Below are 23,733 nucleotides of genomic sequence, written 5' to 3'. Positions count from 1 at the left end.
ACTGACGATGCAGCCTGCGAGTGAAGGGCGACGGACGACAGGGCAGCCATCCCGCTGGCGGATCGGCTTCGACATCGGCGGCACCTTCACCGATTTCATTCTCTATGATGATGTCGAAGGAACCGTGCGTCTGCACAAGCGGCTGACGACGCCGCACGATCCCTCCGAGGCAGCGCTGATCGGCCTGGGCGAACTCGTCGACATGGCCGGCATCCGCCTCGCCGATGTGGGCGAGATCGTCCACGGCACGACGCTCGTCACCAATGCAATCATCGAGCGCAATGGCGCTAAGCTCGGCCTCATCACCACACACGGCTTCCGCGACGTGCTCGAAATGGGCACCGAGCAGCGTTACGACATCTACGATCTCTTCCTCGCCTTCCCGGAGCCGCTCGTTCCGCGCGATCTGAGGCTGGAAGTGCCCGAGCGCATGGACCGCGACGGCCATGTCGTCGAGCCGCTCGATCACGAGGCGGTTCGGGCGACGCTCAGGCATTTCCGTGACGCAGGCATCGAGGCCGTCGCGGTCTGCTTCCTCCACGCCTACCGTAACCCGGCGCATGAGCGCGCCGTCGGCGAGATCGCCCGCGCTGAATTCCCGGAGCTCGCGGTGTCGCTCTCATCAGAGGTCGTCGCCGAGCTCTGGGAATATCAGCGCTGCGTCACGACTTGTGCCAATGCCTATGTGCAGCCGCTGATGGACCGCTATCTGAAGCGCCTGCAGCATGAATTGGCGCTGCGCGGCTTCGGCGGGGCGCTTCGGCTGATGCATTCGGCCGGCGGCCTCGTCTCGCCCGAGACGGCGCGCGCTTTCCCCATCCGCCTGCTCGAATCCGGGCCGGCCGGCGGCGGGCTCGCCACGGCGCTCTTCGGCGCGCTCGCCGGCAAGAAGGATGTCATCTCCTTCGACATGGGTGGCACCACGGCGAAGGCCTGCATGGTCGAGGATGGGCGCACGGAAATCGCGCCGATGCTCGAGGCAGCGCGCGTCCACCGCTTCACCAAAGGCTCTGGCCTGCCGATCAAGGCACCCGTCATCGACATGATCGAGATCGGCGCCGGCGGCGGCTCGATCGCGGCGATCGACGAGGTCGGCTTGCTCAAGGTCGGGCCGCATTCGGCGGGCTCCGATCCCGGACCCGCCTGCTACGGCATGGGTGGGACGAAGCCGACCGTCACCGACGCCAATCTCGTGCTCGGCTATTACGATCCGGGCTTTTTCCTCGGCGGCCGCATGAGCCTCGACGTGGAGGCGGCGCGCTGCGCCGTCGCGACTGTCGCCGAGCCGCTCGGCCTCACCATCGAGGAGACCGCCTGGGGCATCCACAAGGTGGTCGGCGAGAACATGGCGGCGGCCGCCCGCGTCCATATCGTGGAGAAGGGCAAGGACCCGCGCAACTACGCCATGGTCGGCTTCGGCGGAGCCGGACCGGCGCATGCGGCCAATGTGGCGCGCGTGCTCGGCGCGCGCGAAGTCATCGTGCCGCCGGCCTCGGGCGCTGCCTCAGCGCTCGGCTTTCTCGCCGCGCCGCTTTCCTTCGAGCTGGTGCGCTCGCATCCGGTGGAATTTTCGGAAGGCTTCAACGCGGAGGATGTCAACGGCCTGCTCGCGGAGCTCGAAGCCGAGGGTCGCCGGCATCTGAGCGAGGCCGGCATCGCGGCGGGCGATGTCATCGTCGAGCGCACCGCCGACATGCGCCTCGTCGGCCAGATGCACGAAATCTCCGTGCCGCTGCCGGCCGGCACGCTCGGCGCCGAGAGCCTGGCCGCGATCCGCGAGGCCTTCACCCGGGTTTATTCCGCCCGCTACACCTCAGTCTATGAGGGCGCGCGGCTCGAGGCGATCAATTTCCGCGTGCGCTGCGTCGGGCCGACCCCCGTGCTCTCCTTGAAGGGCGCAGCCGGCGGCGGCGATGCCGCAATGAAGCAGAAGGGCAGGCGGCGTGCCTGGTTCGAGGGCGGCCATGCCGAGACGACGGTCTACGACCGCTATGCGCTCGTGCCGGGCGACCGCATCGCCGGCCCCGCCATCATCGAAGAACGTGAAGCGACAACGATCGTGCCGCCGGGCGACACGGTTCTCGTGGATGAAAGCCTCAATCTCAGGATCGCCATCGGCGACACGGTCGCGGTCGAGACCGGCATCACGGCGGACCTGCCGCTCGCCGAGGCGATGGCGCGGATCGAGGCCGATCCGATCGCGCTGGAGATCATGTGGAGCCGGCTCATCACCGTCGTCGAGGAGATGTGGCTCACGGTCTGCCGCACCGCCTTCTCGCTCGTCATCTCGGAAGCGCAGGACTTCGCCTGCGAGCTGCTCGACCCCGAGGGCGAGACCCTGGCGCATTCACCACGCGCCATGCCGGTCTTCAACCTCACCCTGCCGCGTGCGGTGAAGGCGCTGCTCGAACGTTACCCGGCAGAGTGTCTGAAACCCGGCGACGTGCTCATCACCAACGATCCCTGGCTCTGCGCGGGTCATCTCTTCGACATCGCCGTCGTCACGCCGGTCTTCCGCGACGGTATCGTCGTCGGCCTGATGGGCACCGTCGGCCATGTGTCCGATATCGGCGGCACCAAGGATTCACTGAAGGCCCGCGAGATCTTCGAGGAAGGCTTCCAGATCCCGCCCATGAAGCTCTTCGAGGAGGGCCGGCCCAACGAGACTCTGTTCCGCCTGATGCGCGAGAATGTGCGCAATCCGGACCAGGTGCTGGGCGATGTGCATTCCTTCATCGCCGCCAATGCGATCGGCGCCGAGCGGTTGCTGTCCTTCATGCGCGACTACGGCATGGCGGACTTGCGGGCGCTTGCCGCCGTTGTGCAGGGCCGCTCGGAGAAGGCGATGCGCGATGCCATCACCGCCATTCCCGATGGGGTCTACAGCTCGGAGATCTGGAACAACCCGCTCGGCGAGCCGATGCGCTATCCGCTGAAGCTCACGGTCGAAGGCGACGCCATCGAGATCGACTTCGAGGGCGCCCCGCCGCAGGCGCCGCAGGGCGGGCTCAACGCGACGCTGAACTATACCGCCGCGCATGCGACCTATCCGCTGAAATGCATGCTGACGCCGAATGTGCGCGGCAATGCCGGGTGCTATCGAGCCTTTACCGTCAAGGCGCCGGAAGGCTCGATCCTCAATCCGCGCCGGCCGGCGGCCGTCAATCTGCGCACGCGCACCGGCTGGTATATCGCGCCGAACATCTTCCGGGCGCTGGCGGAGGCAGCCCCCAACCAGGTGCAGGCCTTCACCGGCCTGCCGGCGGTCGGCAATATCTACGGCCAGGATAGCGCCGGCCGCACCTACTCCGACCTCCTCTTCATGGGCGGCGGGCAGGGCGCCTGGGCCCAAGGCGACGGCAAATCCGGCCTGTTGTGGCCGACCTCGGCGGCCAATACCTCGATCGAATTATTCGAGGCGCGCGTGCCGGTTCTCGTTATCGAGAAGGCCTATGTCACAGATTCCGGCGGGCCCGGCCGTTTCCGCGGCGGCCTTGGCCAGCGGGTGAGCGTGCGCAAGCTCCACGACGACGGCCTCACGACCTTGGTCGCCGTCTATCCGGAGGGCGTCACCAATCCGACGCCGGGGCTCTTCGGCGGGATGCCCGGCGCGCCGGCGCGCGGCCGGGTGATCACGCCCGATGGTGATCTCATCCACGACTGCGGCACCGGCGATCTGGTGGAAGTCACCGGAACGGATCACATTGTCGAGGTGGTCCTCGCGGGCGGCGCCGGTTATGGCGATCCGCGCGAGCGGACCCGCGACAGAGTGGTACGGGATATGCGTCTCGGGCTCGTCAGCGAGGCAGGCGCGCAACGTGACTACGGCCTGGCGAGGGAGGTGGCGCCTGCGCGCGAAACGGCGCTCACGGCCTGAGGGAGAACAAGGCAAAAGAAATCCAGAAGGGAAGCGGAGTAAAGCAATGTTCACATTGACCAGACGCCGGATGATGGCCGGCACGGCAGCCTCGCTCACGGCCGCGTCGCTCGTCAGCACGACAGGCGAGGCAGCGGCCCGCAAGATCCTGATCATCGCCAGCAATCAGGACATTCCGAATTTCGACCCGCATATCGCCACCGGCTATTCGTCGGCCATGCTCCTGCGCAACACCTATGACTCGCTCGTCAGGGTCGAGGGCAATCCGCCGAAGCCGGTGCCGCATCTCGCCCAGTCCTGGACCGTCTCGCCGGACGGCACGGAGTATGTATTCAAGCTCGACCCGGCGGCGAAATTCCACGACGGCTCGCCGGTGACGGCGGACGCGGTGCGCTATTCCTTCAACAGGCTCCTCAGGCTCAACAAGGGCAATGCCTGGATGATTGCCGGCACCGTGGACGAGGCGAGCGTCCAGGCGGTCGATCCGCAGACGGTGAAGGTCAAGCTGGTGAGGCCCTTCGCGGCCTTCCTGCAGGTGCTTCCCTGGGTGTGGATCGTCAATCCGGCACTGGTCGAGGCCAACAAAGGCTCGGACGACGGCCAGACCTATCTGCGCTCCAATCTCGCCGCTTCAGGTGGCTTCACGGTGAAACGCGCCGAACCCGGCAATCTTTATGAGTTCGAACGCGTCGCCAATGGCTGGAAGCAGGGCGGCGGCAATCTCACCGGCGCCATCTGGAAGATCGTGCGCGAGACGGCGAGCCAGCGCCTGATGATCGCCCGTGGCGAAGCCCATATCGCCGTGGACCTGCAGAGCGAGGACATGGACGCGCTGAAGAACCGGCCGGGCCTCGTCTCGATCATCGAGCCCGAATACCGCACCTTCTCCATCAAGATGAACGTCAAGCACGGCCCGCTCATGGATATCGAGCTGCGCAAGGCCGTCTCCTACGCCTTCGACTACAAGGCCATGGTCGATGCCGACGGCTATTCCAAGCTGATGGTGGGGCCACTGCCCGACGGCATCTTCGGCCATGCCCCCTCGCTCGACGTCTATCGCACCGATCTCGACAAGGCGAAGGAGCATCTCGCCAAGTCGCAATATGCCAAGGGCGGCTTCAAGCTGAAGATGGCCTATGTCTCCGGGCTCGACCAGGAACGCCGTTTCGGCCTCATCCTGCTCGACGCACTGAAGAAGCTCAACATCGACCTGGATGTCACGCCGCTCATCTGGCCGGACATGGTGGCGGCGGCGCGCTCGCCCGAGACCTGCCCGGATTTCTTCCCCGTCTATCAGACGGCGAATTACGGCGACCCGGACAATATCGCCTTCGCCGCCTATCATTCCTCGCGCAACGGCGGCTGGCAAAACCCGGTCTATGCCAATCCGAAGGTCGACGAGCTCATCATGCAGGCACGCGGCGAGACCGACCAGGACAAGCGCAAGGCGCTCTACGTCGAGTTCCAGAAGGCGGTCGTCGCGGATGCGCCGGACATCTTCGGCGTGCTCGAAGAGCGCAAGCTCGCGCTGCGCACGGATGTGAAGAACTTCGTCTTTACGCCGGTCGCCTCGAATGCGGTCGAGCTCTTCCCGCTGTCGCTGGGGTGAGGTGGTAAGGTCAAAGGCATTGAATGGCACGGGCCTTAGGACGTTCATCGACAGTCATTCCGGGACGCCCCGCAGGGGCGGGCCCGGAATCCAGAAGCGATGTGGAACGACCAGTGGTCAAACGGCGAAATTAGATCTGCACAATCATCGGTTCTGGATCCCGGACACCTCGCTTCACTCGGTTCCGGGATGACCAGAGCAAGTTGCTGAAACGTATTGAGGGACATTGGTCGCCTCGCGACCGTCCCGGAGACGGCGATGCTCAGATTTGCGCTGAGGCGCATCATTCTCCTCATACCCGTGCTCATCGGGTTGTCGCTGCTCATCTTCGCCATTGCCCGGCTCCTGCCGGGTGATCCGGTGGCGCTCGCCGCCGGCCCCAATGCAACGCAGAAGGAGATCACCGATCTCTCCCGTGAGTTCGGTCTCGATAAGCCCTTGCCGGTACAATACTGGACCTATGCCACCGGACTGCTGCACGGTGATTGGGGGCAGTCGATCTATACGCGCCGGCCGGTGATGGAGGATCTCGAGGTCTACCTGCCGGCGACACTCGAACTCGTCATTGCCGCCATGCTTTTCGCCATCATCGTCGGCATCCCCGCCGGGCTGATGGCAGCCGTCTATCGCGACCGATGGCCGGACTATACATCGCGCGTGCTCTCGCTCGGCGCCATCTCCATACCGCGCTTTTTTTTAGGGCTGCTGCTGCAGCTCGGCTTCGCGATGTGGATGGGCTGGCTGCCGCTCGGTGGGCGCTTTCCCCTGACCGAGGCACCGCCGCCGACCGTCACCGGCTTCCTCACCGTCGACAGCCTGATCGCCGGCGATCTCCATGCCTTCGGCCTTGCGCTCACCTATCTTTGTCTGCCGGCGATCGCCACAGCGCTGTCGCCACTCGCCACCATCATGCGCATGATGCGCGCGACGACGCTGGAGGTCCTGCAGCAGGATTACGTACTGACCGAGCGCGCGCTCGGCCTCTCGCGACGGCGCATCATCTTCAAATATGTTCTGAAGAACGCCATGTCGGCGACGCTGACGGTGATCGGGCTCTATTTCGGTTGGCTGCTCGGCGGCACCGTGCTCGTGGAGACGGTGTTCGACTGGCCGGGCATTGGCCTTTATGCGACGAAGGCCATCATCACGCAGGATTTCATGCCGGTGATGGGCGTGACCTTGATGATCGGCATCCTCTTCGTTTTGGCCAATCTCATCGTCGACCTGCTCTACGGCGTCCTCAATCCGAAGGTGAGATACGAATGAGCGCGATCACCGAACGGATGGCGGGTCGTTCTTCCGCCCGCCGGCAGGCTTGGCGCCGTGGGTTTTACCGGTTCCGGCAGAGCTGGCTGTCGATCGCCGGCCTCGTTATCGTCCTCGCGCTCTTCGTCGTGGCGATCGCCGCACCCGTTATCGTGCCCTATCCGGAGCAGGTGAGCGGTGCAATCGATACCGGCGCGCGTTTCCAGCCGCCCTCGCTCGCGCATCTCTTCGGCACCAACGAGCTCGGCCAGGATGTCTTGACGCTGACGCTCGCCGGCGCGCGCATTTCGCTCGTCGCCGGCGTTGCCGTCGTCCTTCTCGGTGCCGCCGTCGGCACGCTCGCCGGCGCCGTCGCCGGCTATGTCGGTGGCTGGGTCGACGAGATCATCATGCGGCTCAGCGACCTCAAGCTCACGCTGCCCGGCCTCATCCTCGCCATGGCGGTAGCGGCAGCGCTCGGCGCCGGGCTCCTCAACACCATCATCGCCATCGCGCTCACCTGGTGGCCGGGCTATGCGCGGCTCGTGCGCGGCGAGGTCATCGCCAAGAAGGAGGAGATGTTCGTGCAGGCGGCGCGGGCGCTCGGCGCTGGCACCGGGCGCATCCTGCGCCGGCATGTCATCCCCAATATCATCTCGCCGATCATCGTGAAGATGTCACTCGACATGGGCTTCGCCATTCTCACCGTCGCCTCGCTCGGCTTCATCGGCATCGGCGTGAAGCCGCCAACGCCGGAATGGGGCTCGCTCCTGTCCACCGCGCGCGGCTATATGCCGGATTTCTGGTGGATGGCCATCTTCCCGGGGCTCGCCATCTTCCTCGCCGTGTTCGGCTTCAACCTCCTGGGGGACGGCTTGCGCGACGTGCTCGACCCCAAGGCGCGGCGCTGAGGAAACCCGCCATGGCGCTGCTCGATATTCGCAATCTCCATCTCAGCATGAGGAGCTTCGACGGCGAGGCGCATGTGCTGAACGGCATCAATCTCACGGTCGAGCGCGGCGAGATCTGGGGCATCGTCGGCGAGACCGGCTGCGGCAAGTCGCTCACCGGGTTGTCCGTTTCGCGCCTCGTGCCGACGCCGCCCGGACGCTATCTCGCCGGCTCCATCCATTTCGACGGCCGGGATCTGCTGCAGGTTCCGGACGAGGAGATGCGGCGCCTGCGGGGGCGCCGTATCGGCATGATCTTCCAGGACCCGACGACGAACCTGAACCCGGTGTTCCGGGTGAGCGAGCAGATGATCGATGTCGCGCTGCACGCCGGGGCCGTCGATCCGTCCATTCTGGACGTCTCTCCGTCGGCCTCACGCCGGCAGCGCAGGATCGCAGCACGGCGCCTCGCCATCGCTATGCTCGACAAGGTCGGCATTCCCGAAGCGGCAGACCGCATCGACGATTATCCGCACCAGTTCTCCGGCGGCATGCGCCAGCGCGTGCTCATTGCCATGGCGCTGATCGGCCGGCCGGATCTTCTCGTCGCCGACGAGCCGACGACGGCGCTCGACGTGTCCGTGCAGGCGCAGATTCTTCGGCTCGTCTACGACCTCGTGCAGGACTACCGGCTCACCGTGCTGATGATCACGCACAACCTCGGCGTGGTGGCGCAGCTCTGCAGCCATGTCGCGGTGATGTATGCCGGCAATATCGTCGAGGCCGGACCGGCGCGCTCCGTCTTCAAGTCGCCGACCCACCCCTATACACGGGCGCTGCTCGAAGCCGTGCCGCGGGCGAGCCAGAAGCGCGGCAGCCTCTTCGGGCTTGCCGGCAGCGTGCCCAATCTCTTTGCGCCGCCGCCGGGATGCCGGTTCGCGCCGCGCTGTCCGCTGGCGGAGCCACGCTGCACGTCGGGCTTCCCCGAGACGGTGATGGTCGGGCCCGGCCACCGCGTCGCCTGCGTGCGCGCCGAAGCAACGGCGGATGCGGCGGCATGATGCTCGAAATCGACCATCTCACCAAGGTCTTCCCGGTGCGCGGCAAGGGTTTTTTCGGCAAGCGCTCCGGCTTCACGGCACTCAAGGACGTTACCTTGAACGTCGCAAAGGGCGAGAGCTTCGGTCTGGTCGGCGAATCCGGCTCCGGCAAGACGACGCTGACACGCTGCATCCTGGGCCTGGAGACGGTCACGTCAGGGCGCATTCTCTACGAGGGCACGGACCTCGCGAGCCTCTCGCCGGCAGCGATGCGGCACATGCGCTCGCGCATCCAGATCGTCTTCCAGGACCCGTATGCGTCGCTCAATCCGCGCATGACCGTGCACGACATCGTCGCCGAACCCATGGAGATCCACGCCGATGTGTTCGGCCTCGATGCCCGCCAGCGCACCGCGCGTGTCGAGGAACTGCTGGCGCTCGTCGGCCTCGGCGCACAGCACCTCTTCCGCTATCCGCATGAATTCTCCGGTGGGCAGCGCCAGCGCATCGGCATCGCCCGGGCGCTCGCCGTCAATCCGGAATTCCTCATTCTCGACGAGCCGACCTCGGCGCTCGACGTCTCGGTGCAGGCGCAGGTGCTCAACCTCCTGCACGAACTGCAGGGGCGCCTCGGCCTCACCTATTTCTTCATCTCCCACGACTTGGGCGTCATCCGCTACATCTGCGACCGCGTGGCGCTGATCTATCGCGGCGAGATCGTGGAGGAGGGCGCCTGCGACGCCATCTTCGAGAATCCGCAGAGCGATTATGCACGCATGCTGCTCGCCGCCATGCCCGAGCCCGACCCGGACCGCTCGCCGTTCCGGGCAACCCCGGACAACGAAGAGGCGAACGACCACAATTCCGTGGACGCTTAGCCGGCTGCGGCGGCTTTTTTGGGCGGCCCGCCGCGTCTGCGGTACTCTCCCTTGATAGGGTAGGGGTGGGTTCTGAACGGCCCATATCGCTCCGCAGCCATAGCCGGCCGAGAAACGAGCAGAGGTGAGTGCCTCCGTCGGTTCCGCATCGGCCTTATCATGACCACCGCAAGCCGCGGCTTTCTGGTGCAGAACGCGCTATTGACGCGAGAACAGAAAATCTACGACGCGGTTCAAGTGAATTTCGGTTGCACGCCGCGCGCCGTCGCTGTCGCGCTCGAGGAGCGCGTTCAGAATGTCCCGATGGTCCTTCTCGTAGAGGAGCCTGCGTTCCGCGGTGACGCTGACGAATTTGAGACGCCCCCATTCGGCCTCCGTCCTTACGCGCTGCACGTGACTGCAGATGAGGCGCACGAAATTGTTCTGCGTGGCATCGGCAATGGCGAGGTGGAAGGCGCCGTCCCAATAGTCGAACTCGGGCACAGTGGTCGCCGCCTCGCTGCGTTCGACGCAATCCTTCATCTTCTGCAGATCTTGCCGCGTCGCGTCGACCGCGGCGAGCGCCGCGACCTGCGGCTCGAAGAGCAGCCGGGCGCGCGTCACCTCGCCGGGGCTGAGCTGGTCGATTTCAGCAAATACGCCCTGGGGAAGGGAACTGCGCGCCTCGGCCACGAAGGTGCCACGCCCCACCCAACGGCGGATATGTCCTGCCCGCTCCAGGTCGTCGAGATCTTTCCGGACAGCGCTGCGTGAAATGCCGAGCTGCAGGGCGAGTGCCCGCTCGGTCGGCAAGCGGTCGCCCGGCTTCATCAGGCCGCCGCGAATATCGCCAAGCATCTTGTCCTTCAAGCTCGTCACGGCGATCTCCGCGGTTTGGTTCACTCGGGGGCTTGACGCGCCCGTAACAATGCGCAACCATTATATACAATTGGTCAACCAATGAAGCAAGTGCCGGCACCATCGGCAAACAGCACGGAGGACGGGGAGGGTTGGCCACCATTGGCGTGGAAAGAACCTTGGCTTCCCTGCCGTCGGTTGGCTCAGGAGTTGGTTGGGGGCTTTCGCGATCACGGCGCGACCAATCCAACCAATCGGACCTTGCTGACAGGCCTGAGCGGTTCGAGGATGCGGCGCCGCCGCATGAGGGTCGAAGTCCTCCGTCCGACAAAAAAGAAAGCGGGAAGAGATGAGTCTTTTCGGAGTTTTACGCGCACCGCGCGTCGTGCTGTTCGGACCCGGCCAGCGGAATGCGTTGCCGCGCCTCGCCGCGGAACTCGGCCGCCGGGTTTTCCTTTGCACGGACGCGCGGTTCCACACGGACCGGCGGCTGTCCGATCTCGCCGAGAGCCTGCGCCAGGCAGGCATGGACGTCGAGATCTATGATGAAACGCTGCCGGAACTCCCTCTGCAATGCATTGAGGAGGCCGGCGCCCGCGCGAAGCGCTTCGCACCAGATGTCGTCGTCGCGGTCGGTGGCGGCAGTTGCATCGATCTCGGAAAGCTGGTGGCCGTTCGCCTGGTTTTCGAAGGGCCGCTCGCGGATCTTTACGGCGAGTTCAAAGTGCCGAGCGGCGTGCCACCGGTCATCGCCATCCCGACCACCGCAGGGACCGGATCTGAGGCGACGCCCGTTGCGGTGCTCGGCGACGATGCCCGCACCATGAAGGTCGGCATATCAAGCCCCCATCTCATCCCCTATGCGGCGATCTGCGATCCCGAGCTCACGCTGACCTGCCCGCCAGCCCTGACGGCGACCGTCGGTGCCGACGCGCTGACCCACGCGATCGAGGCCTTCACGGCGCTGGCGCGTGAGCCTTCGTCCGATCTTGCCTTCGACCATGTCTTCGTCGGCCGCAATAGCCTCAGCCAGATGCTGGCGCGCGAATCGATCCGCTGCCTCGCCGCGCATCTCGAGCGCGCTGTCGCCGAGGGCCAAGATCTTGCGGCGCGTGAGCAGGTGATGCTGGGATCATTCCTTGCGGGCCAGGCCTTCGGCGTGTCCGGCACGGCTGCCGCTCACGCGATCCAATATCCGGTGGGCGCGCTCACCCATACGGCCCATGGGGTAGGCGTCGCCGTTCTCCTGCCCTTCGTGATGGAGTACAACCGGCCCGCCTGCTTGGCGGAATTCGCCGAGATCGCCCGCCTGTTCGGGATCAACGAGGCAGGATCCGACGAGGCCCTGTCGCACCGCGCCATCGACGCGATCGACGGGCTCTTTGCGCGGATCGGCTTGCCGCGAACCCTTGCCGACCTCGGCGTCGGCGAGGCCGATCTCGACCGGATCTGCGAGCAGTCGCTCAGCATCGAACGCCTCATGAAGAACAATCCCCGCCCGCTCGCCCGTGACAGCCTGGCGCAACTCCTGGCCGCCGCCTATTCGGGAAACCGCGCCCTGCTCCGCAACTAAGGGTCAATCATGTCAGTCCAAGCCAAAATCGAGCCCAACGGCCTCGTCTCGACCGTTCCCACCGAGCTTTTTATCGGCGGGCAGTGGATGCCATCCGCTTCGGGAAAACGTATCGATGTGATCGATCCTTCGACGGAAGCCTGCATCGCGACGGTTGCCGATGCGACCGTGGAAGAAGGGATTGCCGCTGTCGATGCCGCCGATACGGCCGCCGCGGGCTGGGCGGCAACGCCGCCGCGCCAGCGCGCCGAGATCCTGCGCCGCGCCTTCGACCTGATGACGCAACAGGCGGGCGAGCTGGCCGAGCTGATCTCCCGCGAGAACGGCAAAGCCCTTTCCGACGCGGCGGGCGAGGTCGCCTATGCCGCCGAGTTCTTCCGCTGGTATGCCGAAGAGGCCGTGCGCATCGGCGGCGAGCTCGGGCTGTCACCCAGCGGCGCCAACCGCATCCTCGTGCAGCACCAGCCCATCGGGATTGCGGTCCTCGTCACGCCGTGGAATTTCCCGGCCGCCATGGCGACGCGAAAGATCGGCCCGGCGCTCGCCGCCGGGTGCACCTGCATCTTGAAGCCAGCAACTGAGACGCCGCTGACGGCACTCGCCATTGCGGCGATCCTCGCCGAAGCCGGCGTGCCCGATGGCGTGGTGAATGTGGTGACGACGCGGCGCTCCGGCGCGGTGGTCAGCGCCATGCTGCACGATCCGCGGGTGCGCAAGCTCTCCTTCACGGGGTCGACCGAGGTCGGGCGCATTCTGCTGCGCGAGGCGGCCGATCAGGTCATCAGCTGCTCCATGGAACTCGGAGGCAATGCGCCGTTCATCGTCTTCGAGGATGCGGATATCGACGCTGCCGTCGATGGCGCCATGATTGCCAAGATGCGCAACGGCGGCGAAGCCTGCACTGCGGCGAACCGCTTCTATGTACATCGCAGCATTCTCGAGCCGTTCTCGAAGGCGCTCGCTGAACGCATGAGCGCCTTGCCGATGGGGCCGGGCTGCGACCCCAAGACCAAGCTCGGGCCGCTGGTCAATGCATCGAGCCGGGACAAGGTGGCTTCGCTCGTGGCCGGCGCCGTCGCGAAGGGCGCGCGCCTGCTGACGGGCGGCCAGACGCCGTCCGGTCAAGGCTTCTTCTATCCCCCGACGGTCCTGGTCGATGTGCCCGTCGATGCCGAGCTGATAGAGGATGAGATCTTCGGCCCTGTCGCTCCAATTCTCGCCTTCGAGCGGGAGGACGAGGCGATCGCCGCCGCCAACAAGACGGAATATGGTCTCGTTGCCTATGTCTATACGCAGGATCTGGCGCGTGGGCTGCGGGTTTCGGAGAAGCTCGAAAGCGGAATGGTGGCACTCAACCGCGGCCTCGTCTCAGACCCGGCGGCGCCTTTCGGCGGGGTCAAGCAGAGCGGGCTCGGCCGAGAAGGCTCCCATCACGGCCTGTTGGAATTCATGGAAGTGAAATATATCGCCACGAATTGGTAAGGGGCGGACAGCGCTCCGGGCGGGCGACGCCCGGAGCGGCCTATCACTGCCGCCGTGCGGCTCAGTCCGTTGGCGGCACTTGCGCCGCGCCCGATCGGCGGCGCTTGCGGACGAGCGGCGTCGCTGTGGCCGCCGCCTCTGCTGTCAACGCCTCCTGCATCTTGTCCCAGGCGTGAACCACGTGGCCGCGCAAAATGGTATTCAGTGTCGGGCCGTCGCGCCGCTCCAAGGCCGCCAGAATCGCTTCATGCTCTGTGATGGCGGTTTCAAGGCCCAGTGTTCGCAGCGTGCAGACATAGCGGGCACGGTAGACGCGAGCATTGATGATGCGATGCTGGGCGATGAGCGCACGGTTGCGCGAAGCCTTCGTCAGCGTCATGTGAATGCTTTGGTTGCGGTGAAAATAGCTCAACCTGTCACCGCGCGTAAAATCCGCCAGCATTTCGAAGTGCAGTGCCCGCATCTCCCGCATCTCGGCTTCCGTGATCAGTTCACATGCGAGCTCGGCGGCATAGCCCTCGAGCACGCCGAGCAGGAGCAGAAGCTCTCTCACTTCCTCGTTGCTCGGAGCGGCAACGATGGCGCCGCGGTTGGGATGAAGTTCGACCAGCCCCTCCGTCGCGAGCATCTTGAGCGCCTCACGCAGCGGTGTGCGCGAGACGTTCAGCCGCTCGGCGAGCATTCGCTCGCGAACGGGCGCACCAGGAGGCAGAAGATCCTGAATGATCATCTCCCTGATGCGTTCCGCCACCTGCGCGCCCTTCGCGCCGCTGCCTGCGTCCGCAGCCGGTGCGGTCGCCGTCGTTCGGCGCGTTGGCAGGACATGAACATTGTCGCTCATCAGTCGTCTCCTGGAGCCTCACGATAGAGGTGAACCATCTCCGGTGGAAAGATATCCGCCTCGATATCACCTGCGGTCGCGTGCGGCTCATGTGCTCGTCGGTCCGTCGCTCACCCGAATAGCGTTGATCCTGCATGCAACATGGGACCAAAATAGGGATAGCGCCAGCCATTTTTCGCCTATTTCTCAAGTTTTTCCATTGAGTATCAGTTGATTAAATCGATCTCTCGGCAGCCGTGCGGCTGCGGTTGACGGGCCCTTAATCGCATGCAATTCTCGCCACAAGCAAAATAAGCCATCTGTGATATCGGGAGGAACGTTATGCGGACCAGCTTCGCCGCCCTGGCAGCCATGATCTTTGGCCTGGCCGGTACGATCGGCACTGCACATGCGGAGACGGTGCTTCGCTTCGCGCATACCCAGCCCGCCAGCGATACCCATCACCTCGCTGCAGAACGCTTTGCGAAACTGGTTGAGGAGCGCACGAAAGGTGAAGTGAAGGTCGAGGTGCATGCCGCGGGCACGTTGGGCAACGATTCCGCAATTCTCGAAGGTGTGCGGCTCGGAACGATCGACATCGGCCAGACGGGTAATCCGTTCTACACGCGCTTTGCGCCGCGCCTGAACGTGCTCGATCTGCCTTACCTCTTCCGCAACTACGAACAAGCCTACAAGGTAGTGGATGGTGACATCGGTCGCTCTCTCCTCGGTGACTTGGAGGAGCGCGGCATGAAGGGACTGGCCTTCTGGGAGATCGGGTTCCGCAAGGTCACCAACAGCAAGCGCCCGATCCGCACACCGGCCGATCTCAAGGGGCTCAAGATCCGCACGACGCCCAATCCGGCTCACGTCAAAGCCTTCGAGATCTTCGGCGCCATCCCGACGCCCATGCCCTTCACGGAAGTCTATATGGCGCTGGAGACCGGGACGGTCGACGGCCAGGAAAATCCGTTGAATATCATTCGGTCCAACAAGTTCCAGGAAGTCCAGAAATATCTGTCCTTCACGGACCACGCTTACACTGTCTCCGTCGTGTCGATGAACCTGCGCAAGTTCAAGAATCTCACGCCCGAGCAGCAAAAGATCGTCCTGGACGCTGCACATGAGGCGGCGGTCTACCAGCGGCAACTCAATCGCGACCAGGCGGCCAATGACCTCAAGGCCATCGAGGAAGCAGGCGTCCAGGTCATCCAGGATATCGACCGCGAAGCCTTCAAGAAGCTCGTCTTCGAGCCGGCCAAGAAGGGCTATACGGATCAGTTCGGCAGCGAACTGGTCGACAAGATCACCGCCACGCAGTGATCAGGCGGTCAGCCGGACATGCGCTCCCTAATCGTTAAGATCGCAACGCCGCTGCGGCATTTGCTCGACGTGCTGACTGCGCTGCTGCTGGCTGCCGTCCTCACGGTTACCTTCGTCCGGGTTGTCGCGCGCTATGCCCTGGGCGAAGGGCTGCCCTGGAGCGAGGAGCTCACACGCCTCCTCTTCGTGTGGCTCGTGATGATGGGGGCGGCCCGGGCCGCGCATCTGCGCGTCGATCTCGTTCCGCTCGCCTTGCCAGCACGTGCGCGCGGCGTGCTCGAGCTGGCGACAGCCGCGCTCAGCATCGGCATCACCTCCTTCCTGGTCGTCAAGGTTATCCCGTTGATCGAGCTGACGCGGACCGACTATTACACGGCGCTCGGCGTCTCCCTTCAGTTCCTCTACTGGTCGGTGGTCGTCGGTGGTTGTCTTTGGATCGTCTCGACGATTCTCGGGTTGTTCGTGCCGATCGCCGACGAGGACATGCCGCCGTCATGACCCTGCTGCTGCTCCTCACCAGCCTTCTCGGGCTGGCCTTCCTCGGCGTGCCGCTGGTCTTCGCGCTCCTGGCCGGCTCGCTCGTCACCCTGCTCGTCACGCGTCCCGACATGCCGCTCGAGCTCGTGCCGCAGCTCTTCGTGCAGGGGATGGACAACTTCCCGCTGCTGGCCATCGCGCTCTTCTTCCTCGTCGGCGAGCTCATGGTGACCTGCGGCGTCACGCAGCGCCTCCTGAGCTTCGCGCAGGCGCTTGTCGGGCACCGGCGCGGCGGGCTGGCCCAGGTCGGCATCATCGCCTCCTTCCTGATGGCAGGTGTTTCCGGCTCGGCGGTCGCCGATGCTGCGGCAGTCGGCTCCGTACTGATCAAATCGATGATACGGGCCGGCTATCCGGCGGGATTTGCGGCCGCATTGGTGTCGACGGCGTCGATCCTCGGACCGATCATTCCGCCGTCGATTCCCATGATCATCTATGCAGTTCTGTCGGGAGCGTCGGTCGGGACCATGTTTCTCGCCGGCATTCTTCCCGGCATCCTGATCGCCATCGGCCTCAGCATCGTCGCCCATATCCGCTGCGGTCGCCTCGGTCTGACCACCTTGCCACGGGCCGGCCGCGCCGCGGTGCTGCGGGAAACCGGCCGCGCGAGCTTTGCCCTTCTCGCGCCGATCATCGTCGTGGCGGGCATTCGCGGCGGCGTTTTCACGCCCACCGAGGCGGGCGCGGTGGGCGCCGTCTACGTCCTTCTCATCGGGCTCTTCATCTACCGCGGCGTTGGGCTCAACGACATCTATCGTTCACTGGTGCGCGCCGCGCATGGCACGGCCTCGGTCCTCGTCGTGCTCGGCGCGTCCTCGATCTTCGCCTGGATCATCGCCGACCAGGGCATCAGCCGCCAGTTCGTCGGCACGATCTCGGGGCTCGACGTCGCGCCGTGGCTCCTGATCCTTCTGTTCAACCTGCTCTTCCTCGCGGTCGGCATGTTTCTAGACCCGATCGCGGCGCTGATCATCCTGGTGCCGATCATGGTGCCGCTTCTGCCGCAGTTGCAGATCGACGTCATCCAGTTCGGCGTGATGATCGTCCTCAACCTGATGATCGGGCTATGTACGCCCCCGGTGGGCTATCTCATCTTCATAACCAGCAATCTCGGCAAGGTCTCGACGGTCGAGGTGGTCCGGCAATCCTTCCCCTTCCTCATGGTTCTTTTTGCCGTCCTGGCCCTCGTGTCCTATGTGCCGGCGGTGACGCTGCTGGTGCCGTCGCTCCTGAGTGGCCATTGACAAGGAGATCGCGATGGACGCACCGCTGAAGATCGTCGATGCCCACCATCACCTGTGGGACTTGGACCGCAACTATTATCCGTGGCTCGCCGACCGCCCCGAAGAGCACTTCTTCCTCGGCGATTATTCGGCCTTGAAGAAAAACTTCCTCCCCGCCGATTATCGCCGCGAAACGGCCGGCTACACGGTCTGCGCAACGGTCCACGTGGAGGCGGAATGGGACCGTGAGGCACAGGTCGCCGAGACCGCCTGGCTGCACGAGATTTCTGCTCAACATGGCATGCCATCCGCGGTCGTCGGGCATGCCTGGCTCGCCAAGGACAATTGCGAAGCGGTGCTGGCCGGCCATGCGGCCTTCCCGCTGATGCGCGGCATCCGCTCCAAGCCGGTGACGGCTCAAAGCCCCGACAAGATCGCGCGTGGCGCGCCGGGCACCATGCAAGACCCCAAATGGCTTGCCGGCTTCGCACTGCTGCAGAAATACGGGCTGACCTATGATCTGCGCGTTCCCTATTGGCATTTGGCCGAAGCGGCCGAGGTAGCGGCGCGCTTCCCCGAGACACCGATGGTCCTGAACCATACCGGTTTTCCCTGGGATCGCAGCGAAACGGGGCTCGCAGCCTGGCGCGCGCAGATGCGCATTATCGCCGAAGCTCCGCATGTCTGGCTCAAGATCTCCGAATTCGGGCTGAAGGACCGTCCCTGGGATCGTGACAGCAATCGTCGCGTCATCCGCGACGCTATAGAAATATTCGGCATAGAGCGCTGCATGTTTGCGAGCAACATGCCCGTGTCCGGATTGAGGGCGTCCTTCGCAACGATCGTCGAAGATTTGAGAGATGCCGTGGCGGATGCCTCCCGGGAAGAGCAGGAGCTGCTGTTCAGTCGCAATGCAGCGCGTTTCTATCGCCTGGACATCGTCTGAGCGCATCCCTGCGACGGCGGCGGGCGGCCTCCTGCCCGGTAACGAATGCCGCGGACTCGCATCGTCGGATTGACAAGACATCGATTTGGTATGCAAAATCGCGGCAAGGCGTCGTTGAGGCTGCCGCCTCGGAAGCCCGATCGGCGCTAGATCAAGCTGGACAAGACTATTGAAAGTCGCCCGGCGAACGGGAGTGACGCGAAAGATCCGCCATTTTGCATTCCATGAGAGGAATCGAATCCGGCGGACGCAACAACGAGGGAGGAGAATCGATATGGCACTGGTGAGAATGCGTCGCGCCTTTCTGCAGGCGGTCGTCGGCGTCCTGTTCACGGCGGGCAGCGGTTTTGCCGCGCAGGCTTTTCCGGATCGGCCGATTACGGTGATCGTGCCCTATCCGGCCGGTGGCGGCACAGATATCGTCGCCCGCACGCTGGTCAACGAGATGCAGAAAGAACTTGGCGTGGCCATCAATGTCGTCAATCGCGGCGGCGGCGGCGGCATCGTCGGAACGACCGCGATCGCCTCGGCAAAGCCGGAGGGCTATACGATCGGCCTCGTCGCGAGCGACATCAGCATCTACAAGCCGCAGGGGCTGTCGGATCTGACATTTGCCGACGTGACGGCGATCGGCGAGGTGGACGAGCTGCCCGGCGGCATCACCGTCAGCGCGACGTCTTCCTACCAGAAGCTCAGTGATCTGATCGATGCCATCAAAGCCCATCCCAATACCCTGAAGGGCACGGGGGCCGCCCCCGGCACCAACTGGAACATCGGCTTTTCCGGCTTCATGCTGGCGGCCGGACTGGATCCCAAGACCGTCATCTGGGTGCCGACCCAAGGGGGCACCGCCGGCCATCTCGACGTCGCGGCGGGCAATTCCACCTTCTCCACCGCCTCGCTCGCCGAGGCGCGCGCCCTGATCGAAGCGAAGAAGCTGCGGCCGCTGGCCGTGATGGCTGACGAGAGGACCAAGATCTTTCCGGATGTCCCGACGCTGAAAGAGCTCGGCATCAACTGGTCCTTCGGTCTCTGGCACGGCGTCGTCGGCCCGAAGAATCTGCCGCCGGAGGAATTCAAGATCCTGAGTGCGGCGGTCAAGAAGGCAGCCAATACACCGGCCTTTCGCACGGCCATCGAGGAGCGCGGCTTCCGGGCCGTCTGGCGCGGCGGCGATGATTTCACCGAGTTCATGAAGGCGGATCTTGCCACGATGCAAGAGCTCTTCAACGGCCTGAAGAAATAAGGCCAGGGGAGCTCGTCCATGCGCATCGGAGACGGTCTGTTCGGCATCCTCGCCGGAATTCTCGGGCTTGCCGTCGCCTGGCAGGCGGCAGGCTTCCCCAATCCATCCGGCCATTATTTCGGGCCAGCCCTGTTTCCGGGGATCATTGCCGCCGGGCTGATCCTCTGCGGCGCTCTCCTGATGCTGCGCAGGCAGACGGCCGGCGGCGGCTTTAGTCTCAGCGCCGCCGCGCTATTCGGCGATCGACGCGCCACCATCAGTCTGGGGCTGATGATCGTGTCGATCCTGTCCTTCGTTTTCTTCGGCGACAGCATCGGATTCCAGATCCTCACCTTCGTCATTCTGACGACTTTCTTCTTGTGGTTGCGTGGCGGCGTCGTTTTCTCCGTCGTTTTGGCGCTGTCGCTGGCCATCTGCTTTGATCTCTTGTTTCGCGAACTTCTGCGTGTGCCCGTTCCGACGGGACTGCTGACGGCGGTGCTGTGAGATGATCGAACACCTTCTCGCCGCCCTGGCGCTCGTCGCTCAGCCGAGCACCCTCGCGAGCATTCTCCTCGGTGCGATCTTCGGATTCGTCGTCGGCGCCTTGCCCGGGCTGACCGCCACCATGGCGGTGGCCCTGATGGTGCCGATCACTTTCCTCCTCAGCCCGATCGCGGCGATTGCCTCGGTGGTCTCGGCCGCCGCCATGTGCATCTTTGCGGGTGATATTCCGGGGGCGCTGCTACGCATTCCCGGCACACCCGCCTCGGCGGCCTATGTGGAGGAAGCGCACGCCCTTACGCGAAAAGGGGAGGCGGGTTTCGTTCTTGGGACGAGCGCCCTTTATTCGCTCATCGGCGGGATCATCGGCACGTGCGTGCTCATCGTCGCCTCGCCGATCCTGGCCAATTTCGCGCTCAGATTCAGCGCCTTCGAGTTTTTCTGGCTGGCGTGCCTCGGCCTCAGCTGCGCCGTTTTCGTCGCCGGCGAGGACACGGTGAAGGGTTTGGTGTCACTGCTGATCGGCCTGCTGATTTCGACGGTGGGCATGGACTACGGCACCGGCCAGATGCGCTTCACCTTCGGTAGCGTCACGCTCATGGAGGGGGTGTCGTTCATCCCTGCACTGATCGGCATGTTCGCCTTGCCGGAAATCCTGCGCTCGCTCGCCTGGCGCGGAACGGTCGAGCGCATCGCGCAAGCGAGCACAGGGGAATCCTGGGGCAAGGTTTTTCGGGCGGGCCGAACCTACTGGAAGGGGGTCCTGCGCGGCAGCGCGCTCGGCACCGTCATCGGCGCCCTGCCAGGCGCGGGCGCCGATATCGCCGCCTGGATCTCCTTCGCGGTCGCCAAGCGCTTCTCCAAGGAGCCGGAGAAGTGGGGCAAAGGCCATATCGAAGGCATCATCGCCGGAAGCTCCGCCAATAACGCAGCCCTTGGCGGCGCGTGGATCCCCGCGCTGGTCTTCGCCATTCCCGGCGACACGATCACAGCCATCGCCATCGGCGTGCTCTATCTGAAGGGCCTCAATCCGGGGCCGACCGTGTTCATCGACAAGCCGGACATGGTCTATGCTCTGTTCATCGTTTTCATGATCGCCAACCTGCTGCTCCTGCCTTTCGGCTGGGCCGCCATGCGCATGGCCGGCGTCGTCCTGCGCATCCCGCGCGATCTCATTATGCCGGCGTTGCTGATCCTGGCCTGTACGGGCGCTTTCGCGATCAATAACGACGTCAGCGGAATCCTGGTGATGCTGGCCTTGGGCGTGCTGGCCTTCGTCATGGAATCGGCGAGCGTGCCGCTGGCGCCCGCCGTGCTCGGCATCGTCCTCGGCAAGATTCTCGAGGAAAACCTGATCCAGGCCCTCACGAGCACGCAGGGCAACGTTCTCGCCTTCTTCGATCGGCCGATATCGGCCTTTCTCGGGGTCATCACCCTTGCGGTCTGGACGGTACCGCTGGTGCGCCTCGCCTGGCGGCGGCTGGGGCCCGCCCAGCGGGTCGCTGCAGCGCGAACCAGCGACGCTGCCGAAGGATAAACAGACGAATGATCGTATTCATGAAAAAAGGACGGAGTTTATGATCCTGCCGCTGGAGCGCCTCAAAGTCCTCGACCTCAGTCAGGTCATGGCAGGGCCATTCTGCTGCATGTTGCTGGGCGACATGGGAGCCGACGTCATCAAGATCGAACCGCCGGGGGTAGGCGATCAGACGCGCCACTCGATGGGCTTTCGCCTCAAGGGGGCTGACAGCGGTGGCTTTCTCGCGCTCAATCGCAACAAGCGCAGCGTCGAAATCAATCTGAAGACGGAAGCCGGCCGCGAGGTTTTCTATGAGCTGGTCCGCGATGCCGATATTCTCGTCGAGAACAGCCGGCCGGGCGTGACGGCGCGCTTGAAGATCGATTACCCAACGCTGAAGGCGATCAATCCCCGGCTCGTTTATGCGAGCATTTCCGGCTTCGGCCAGACCGGGCCCTGGGCAGAGCGGCCGGGCTTCGACCTCATCGCCCAGGCAATGACCGGGGTGATGAAGGCGACAGGACATCCCGGCCAGCCGCCCGTCAAGTGCAGCGTTCCGATCGCCGACCTCGGCGCGGGAATGTTTGCAACCTATGCCATTCTCTCCGCGGTGATCGGGCGAGAGCTGACCGGCGAGGGGCAATATATCGACACCTCCCTGTTCGAGACCGCCCTCGGCCTCTCCATCTGGGAAAGCGCCGAATACTGGGGCACGGGAAAGGTCCCCGAGGCGATCGGCAGCGCCAACCGTATGAGCGCCCCCTACCAGGCGGTGCGGGCATCCGAGGGCTATCTCGTCATCGGCGCGGCCAATCAGAAGCTTTGGGAGATCCTCTGCGAAGTCATCGACCGGCGCGACCTGAAGGATGATCCGCGCTTCCTGACCAATGTGGACCGCCTGCAGAACAGAGGCGAGCTCATCCCCGAACTGGAGAAGAGCTTCGTAACCCGCACGGCCGAGGAATGGACGGAGGCACTGCTCGCCGCCGGCGTTCCGGCGGCTCCGATCTATGATTTCGGACAGGCACTGGCGAGCGAGCAGGCGCTGGCGCGCGAGATGGTGATGGAGGTCGAGCACCCCGTGGAAGGCTCGTTCAAGGCGTTGGGCTTTCCGGTGAAGATGAGCGGAACCCCGCAGCAGGTCCGCCGCCCGCCGCCGTTGCTGGGGGAGCATACGGAGTCGGTCCTCACCGATCTCGGCTTCAGCCCGGATCGCATCGAGGCCTTTCGCAGCAAGGGCGCTTTCAGTCGGTGACGCGAGCGATGCGGGACCGCAACATCTCACAGTCGAACGGAATAGTTCCGCATCACTGCTTCTGAATGGAGTTTCACTATGGCCGGACAGATACGCTCGGAGATCCTCGAGCCTGGAATACGGACGGTCGTCATCGACCATCCGGAGCGGCTCAATGCGATGAACCGGGCCATGTGGGACGCGCTCGGCACAGTCATGCGCGAGCTCGATGCCGATGAAAGCGTGCGCTGCATCATCCTCACCGGGACCGGCGACAAGGCCTTCGGCGCGGGCGCGGATATCTCCGAGTTCGAGGAGGTGCGCAGCACCACGCAGAAGGCGCGCGCCTATGCCGAACATACCCATTCGGCGCTCGCCGCCGTAGGGAGCTGCCGGCACCCGGTGGTCGCCGCCATTCGCGGTTTGTGCGTCGGCGGTGGTCTCGAACTCGCGAGCCAAGTCGACATCCGCATCTGTGGCGAGGGCTCCCGTTTCGGCATACCGGTGAAGCGCCTCGGTCTCGTCGTCGCCTATTCCGAAATGCGGGCGCTGGTGGAGCTCGTCGGCAAGTCGAATGCCCTCGAGATCCTGCTGGAGGGCGAGTTGTTCGGGGCAAGCGATGCGCTGCGCATGGGCCTCGTCAACCGCGTCGTTGCCGATGCGGAGGTCGAAGCCGCGGCTCTCGCCTCTGCCCGCAAGATCGCCGTCGGCGCCCCGCTCGCGGCCCGCTGGCACAAGAAGTTCGCGAACCGGCTCATGGACCCCCGCCCGCTCTCGCCGGAGGAGAACGACGAGAGCTATCACTGCTTCGATACCGAGGATTATCGCGCGGGCGTGCGTGCCTTCCTCGGCAAGACCAAGCCCGTCTTCGCCGGCCGCTAGGGGTGCCAGCTTGACCGAAAATGCTCCTAGCAGGCGCCTGACACAGTCTTGGCGGGCGCGGGCCCGCTTGCGGATCGCAGAGCGGAGTG

General features: G+C 64.7%; 19 protein-coding genes. 17 read left to right on the top strand and 2 right to left on the bottom strand.

Translation table 11 applies throughout. The annotated features are described in order from the left end of the window. The first annotated feature begins 7 nt into the window (after positions 1 to 7). The 6 genes from ACFQU1_RS09525 to ACFQU1_RS09500 all read left to right on the top strand — a co-directional run bounded on the left by ACFQU1_RS09525 (position 8) and on the right by ACFQU1_RS09500 (position 9,539). Positions 8 to 3,877 (top strand): hydantoinase B/oxoprolinase family protein, encoded by a 3,870-nt coding sequence (locus tag ACFQU1_RS09525; protein WP_378131763.1) that lies wholly within the window; start codon positions 8 to 10, stop codon positions 3,875 to 3,877. Between the two features lie 46 nt (positions 3,878 to 3,923). Then, a complete protein-coding gene (locus ACFQU1_RS09520) occupies positions 3,924 to 5,486 on the top strand; it encodes an ABC transporter substrate-binding protein (RefSeq protein ID WP_378131761.1) in 1,563 nt (520 codons plus the stop codon). A gap of 258 nt (positions 5,487 to 5,744) precedes the next feature. Further along, positions 5,745 to 6,752: an ABC transporter permease gene (locus tag ACFQU1_RS09515; RefSeq protein WP_378131759.1), complete on the top strand. Its 1,008-nt coding sequence runs from the start codon at positions 5,745 to 5,747 to the stop codon at positions 6,750 to 6,752. Next, positions 6,749 to 7,642, top strand: a complete 894-nt coding sequence (locus ACFQU1_RS09510) for an ABC transporter permease (protein ID WP_378131757.1) — start codon at positions 6,749 to 6,751, stop codon at positions 7,640 to 7,642. Before ACFQU1_RS09515 ends, ACFQU1_RS09510 begins: the two co-directional genes overlap by 4 nt. 11 nt (positions 7,643 to 7,653) lie before the next feature. Further along, entirely contained in the window at positions 7,654 to 8,682 is a 1,029-nt protein-coding gene (locus ACFQU1_RS09505; protein WP_378131755.1) for an ABC transporter ATP-binding protein, read from the top strand. Next, complete coding sequence (locus ACFQU1_RS09500) at positions 8,679 to 9,539, top strand: ABC transporter ATP-binding protein (RefSeq protein WP_378131753.1); 861 nt, start codon at positions 8,679 to 8,681, stop codon at positions 9,537 to 9,539. Before ACFQU1_RS09505 ends, ACFQU1_RS09500 begins: the two co-directional genes overlap by 4 nt. A gap of 198 nt (positions 9,540 to 9,737) precedes the next feature. Here ACFQU1_RS09500 and ACFQU1_RS09495 read toward each other — a convergent pair whose 3' ends face one another. Next, complete coding sequence (locus ACFQU1_RS09495; protein WP_378131751.1) at positions 9,738 to 10,397, bottom strand: FadR/GntR family transcriptional regulator; 660 nt, start codon at positions 10,395 to 10,397, stop codon at positions 9,738 to 9,740. Between the two features lie 328 nt (positions 10,398 to 10,725). Between ACFQU1_RS09495 and ACFQU1_RS09490 the strand changes: the two genes are divergently transcribed. Next, entirely contained in the window at positions 10,726 to 11,949 is a 1,224-nt protein-coding gene (locus ACFQU1_RS09490; protein ID WP_378131749.1) for an iron-containing alcohol dehydrogenase, read from the top strand. Positions 11,950 to 11,958: 9 nt separating this feature from the next. Beyond that, positions 11,959 to 13,431 (top strand): NAD-dependent succinate-semialdehyde dehydrogenase, encoded by a 1,473-nt coding sequence (locus tag ACFQU1_RS09485; RefSeq protein ID WP_378131747.1) that lies wholly within the window; start codon positions 11,959 to 11,961, stop codon positions 13,429 to 13,431. Positions 13,432 to 13,492: 61 nt separating this feature from the next. Here the strand turns inward: ACFQU1_RS09485 and ACFQU1_RS09480 are convergent, their stop codons facing one another. After that, a complete protein-coding gene (locus ACFQU1_RS09480) occupies positions 13,493 to 14,272 on the bottom strand; it encodes a GntR family transcriptional regulator (protein WP_378131745.1) in 780 nt (259 codons plus the stop codon). A gap of 321 nt (positions 14,273 to 14,593) precedes the next feature. Here ACFQU1_RS09480 and ACFQU1_RS09475 point away from each other — a divergent pair, with 321 nt between their 5' ends. From ACFQU1_RS09475 to ACFQU1_RS09435, 9 genes are all read left to right on the top strand, one after another. Beyond that, positions 14,594 to 15,574, top strand: coding sequence for a TRAP transporter substrate-binding protein (locus ACFQU1_RS09475; protein WP_378131743.1), 981 nt, complete (start codon positions 14,594 to 14,596; stop codon positions 15,572 to 15,574). Positions 15,575 to 15,592: 18 nt separating this feature from the next. Further along, the gene (locus tag ACFQU1_RS09470; protein WP_378131741.1) at positions 15,593 to 16,072 is read left to right on the top strand and encodes a TRAP transporter small permease; all 480 of its coding nucleotides are present in this window, start codon (positions 15,593 to 15,595) and stop codon (positions 16,070 to 16,072) included. Beyond that, the gene (locus tag ACFQU1_RS09465) at positions 16,069 to 17,355 is read left to right on the top strand and encodes a TRAP transporter large permease (RefSeq protein ID WP_378131739.1); all 1,287 of its coding nucleotides are present in this window, start codon (positions 16,069 to 16,071) and stop codon (positions 17,353 to 17,355) included. The genes ACFQU1_RS09470 and ACFQU1_RS09465 overlap by 4 nt, the downstream gene beginning before the upstream one ends. Positions 17,356 to 17,368: 13 nt before the next feature. After that, the gene (locus ACFQU1_RS09460) at positions 17,369 to 18,280 is read left to right on the top strand and encodes an amidohydrolase family protein (RefSeq protein ID WP_378131737.1); all 912 of its coding nucleotides are present in this window, start codon (positions 17,369 to 17,371) and stop codon (positions 18,278 to 18,280) included. 274 nt (positions 18,281 to 18,554) lie between these two features. Next, a complete protein-coding gene (locus ACFQU1_RS09455; protein WP_378131735.1) occupies positions 18,555 to 19,526 on the top strand; it encodes a Bug family tripartite tricarboxylate transporter substrate binding protein in 972 nt (323 codons plus the stop codon). Between the two features lie 18 nt (positions 19,527 to 19,544). After that, positions 19,545 to 20,012: a tripartite tricarboxylate transporter TctB family protein gene (locus tag ACFQU1_RS09450; RefSeq protein ID WP_378131733.1), complete on the top strand. Its 468-nt coding sequence runs from the start codon at positions 19,545 to 19,547 to the stop codon at positions 20,010 to 20,012. Between the two features lies 1 nt (position 20,013). After that, positions 20,014 to 21,546 (top strand): tripartite tricarboxylate transporter permease, encoded by a 1,533-nt coding sequence (locus tag ACFQU1_RS09445; protein WP_378131731.1) that lies wholly within the window; start codon positions 20,014 to 20,016, stop codon positions 21,544 to 21,546. 40 nt (positions 21,547 to 21,586) lie between these two features. Beyond that, complete coding sequence (locus tag ACFQU1_RS09440) at positions 21,587 to 22,783, top strand: CaiB/BaiF CoA transferase family protein (protein ID WP_378131729.1); 1,197 nt, start codon at positions 21,587 to 21,589, stop codon at positions 22,781 to 22,783. 78 nt (positions 22,784 to 22,861) lie between these two features. Next, positions 22,862 to 23,644 carry an enoyl-CoA hydratase-related protein gene (locus tag ACFQU1_RS09435; RefSeq protein ID WP_378131727.1) on the top strand — a complete coding sequence of 261 codons (783 nt, stop codon included), beginning with the start codon at positions 22,862 to 22,864 and terminating at the stop codon, positions 23,642 to 23,644. Positions 23,645 to 23,733: the final 89 nt, after the last annotated feature.

Origin of the sequence: Chelatococcus sp. GCM10030263, from assembly GCF_042666455.1 — a bacterium.
Classification (GTDB): domain Bacteria; phylum Pseudomonadota; class Alphaproteobacteria; order Rhizobiales; family Beijerinckiaceae; genus Chelatococcus.
This window is presented reverse-complemented; position numbering and strand designations above follow the sequence as displayed.

Coding starts and splice junctions, on each gene's coding strand:
- ACFQU1_RS09525 (WP_378131763.1), top strand. CDS start 8: ATGCAGCCTGCGAGTGAAGGGCGACGGACGACAGGGCAGCCATCCCGC.
- ACFQU1_RS09520 (WP_378131761.1), top strand. CDS start 3,924: ATGTTCACATTGACCAGACGCCGGATGATGGCCGGCACGGCAGCCTCG.
- ACFQU1_RS09515 (WP_378131759.1), top strand. CDS start 5,745: ATGCTCAGATTTGCGCTGAGGCGCATCATTCTCCTCATACCCGTGCTC.
- ACFQU1_RS09510 (WP_378131757.1), top strand. CDS start 6,749: ATGAGCGCGATCACCGAACGGATGGCGGGTCGTTCTTCCGCCCGCCGG.
- ACFQU1_RS09505 (WP_378131755.1), top strand. CDS start 7,654: ATGGCGCTGCTCGATATTCGCAATCTCCATCTCAGCATGAGGAGCTTC.
- ACFQU1_RS09500 (WP_378131753.1), top strand. CDS start 8,679: ATGATGCTCGAAATCGACCATCTCACCAAGGTCTTCCCGGTGCGCGGC.
- ACFQU1_RS09490 (WP_378131749.1), top strand. CDS start 10,726: ATGAGTCTTTTCGGAGTTTTACGCGCACCGCGCGTCGTGCTGTTCGGA.
- ACFQU1_RS09485 (WP_378131747.1), top strand. CDS start 11,959: ATGTCAGTCCAAGCCAAAATCGAGCCCAACGGCCTCGTCTCGACCGTT.
- ACFQU1_RS09480 (WP_378131745.1), bottom strand. CDS start 14,272: ATGAGCGACAATGTTCATGTCCTGCCAACGCGCCGAACGACGGCGACC.
- ACFQU1_RS09475 (WP_378131743.1), top strand. CDS start 14,594: ATGCGGACCAGCTTCGCCGCCCTGGCAGCCATGATCTTTGGCCTGGCC.
- ACFQU1_RS09470 (WP_378131741.1), top strand. CDS start 15,593: ATGCGCTCCCTAATCGTTAAGATCGCAACGCCGCTGCGGCATTTGCTC.
- ACFQU1_RS09465 (WP_378131739.1), top strand. CDS start 16,069: ATGACCCTGCTGCTGCTCCTCACCAGCCTTCTCGGGCTGGCCTTCCTC.
- ACFQU1_RS09460 (WP_378131737.1), top strand. CDS start 17,369: ATGGACGCACCGCTGAAGATCGTCGATGCCCACCATCACCTGTGGGAC.
- ACFQU1_RS09455 (WP_378131735.1), top strand. CDS start 18,555: ATGGCACTGGTGAGAATGCGTCGCGCCTTTCTGCAGGCGGTCGTCGGC.
- ACFQU1_RS09450 (WP_378131733.1), top strand. CDS start 19,545: ATGCGCATCGGAGACGGTCTGTTCGGCATCCTCGCCGGAATTCTCGGG.
- ACFQU1_RS09445 (WP_378131731.1), top strand. CDS start 20,014: ATGATCGAACACCTTCTCGCCGCCCTGGCGCTCGTCGCTCAGCCGAGC.
- ACFQU1_RS09440 (WP_378131729.1), top strand. CDS start 21,587: ATGATCCTGCCGCTGGAGCGCCTCAAAGTCCTCGACCTCAGTCAGGTC.
- ACFQU1_RS09435 (WP_378131727.1), top strand. CDS start 22,862: ATGGCCGGACAGATACGCTCGGAGATCCTCGAGCCTGGAATACGGACG.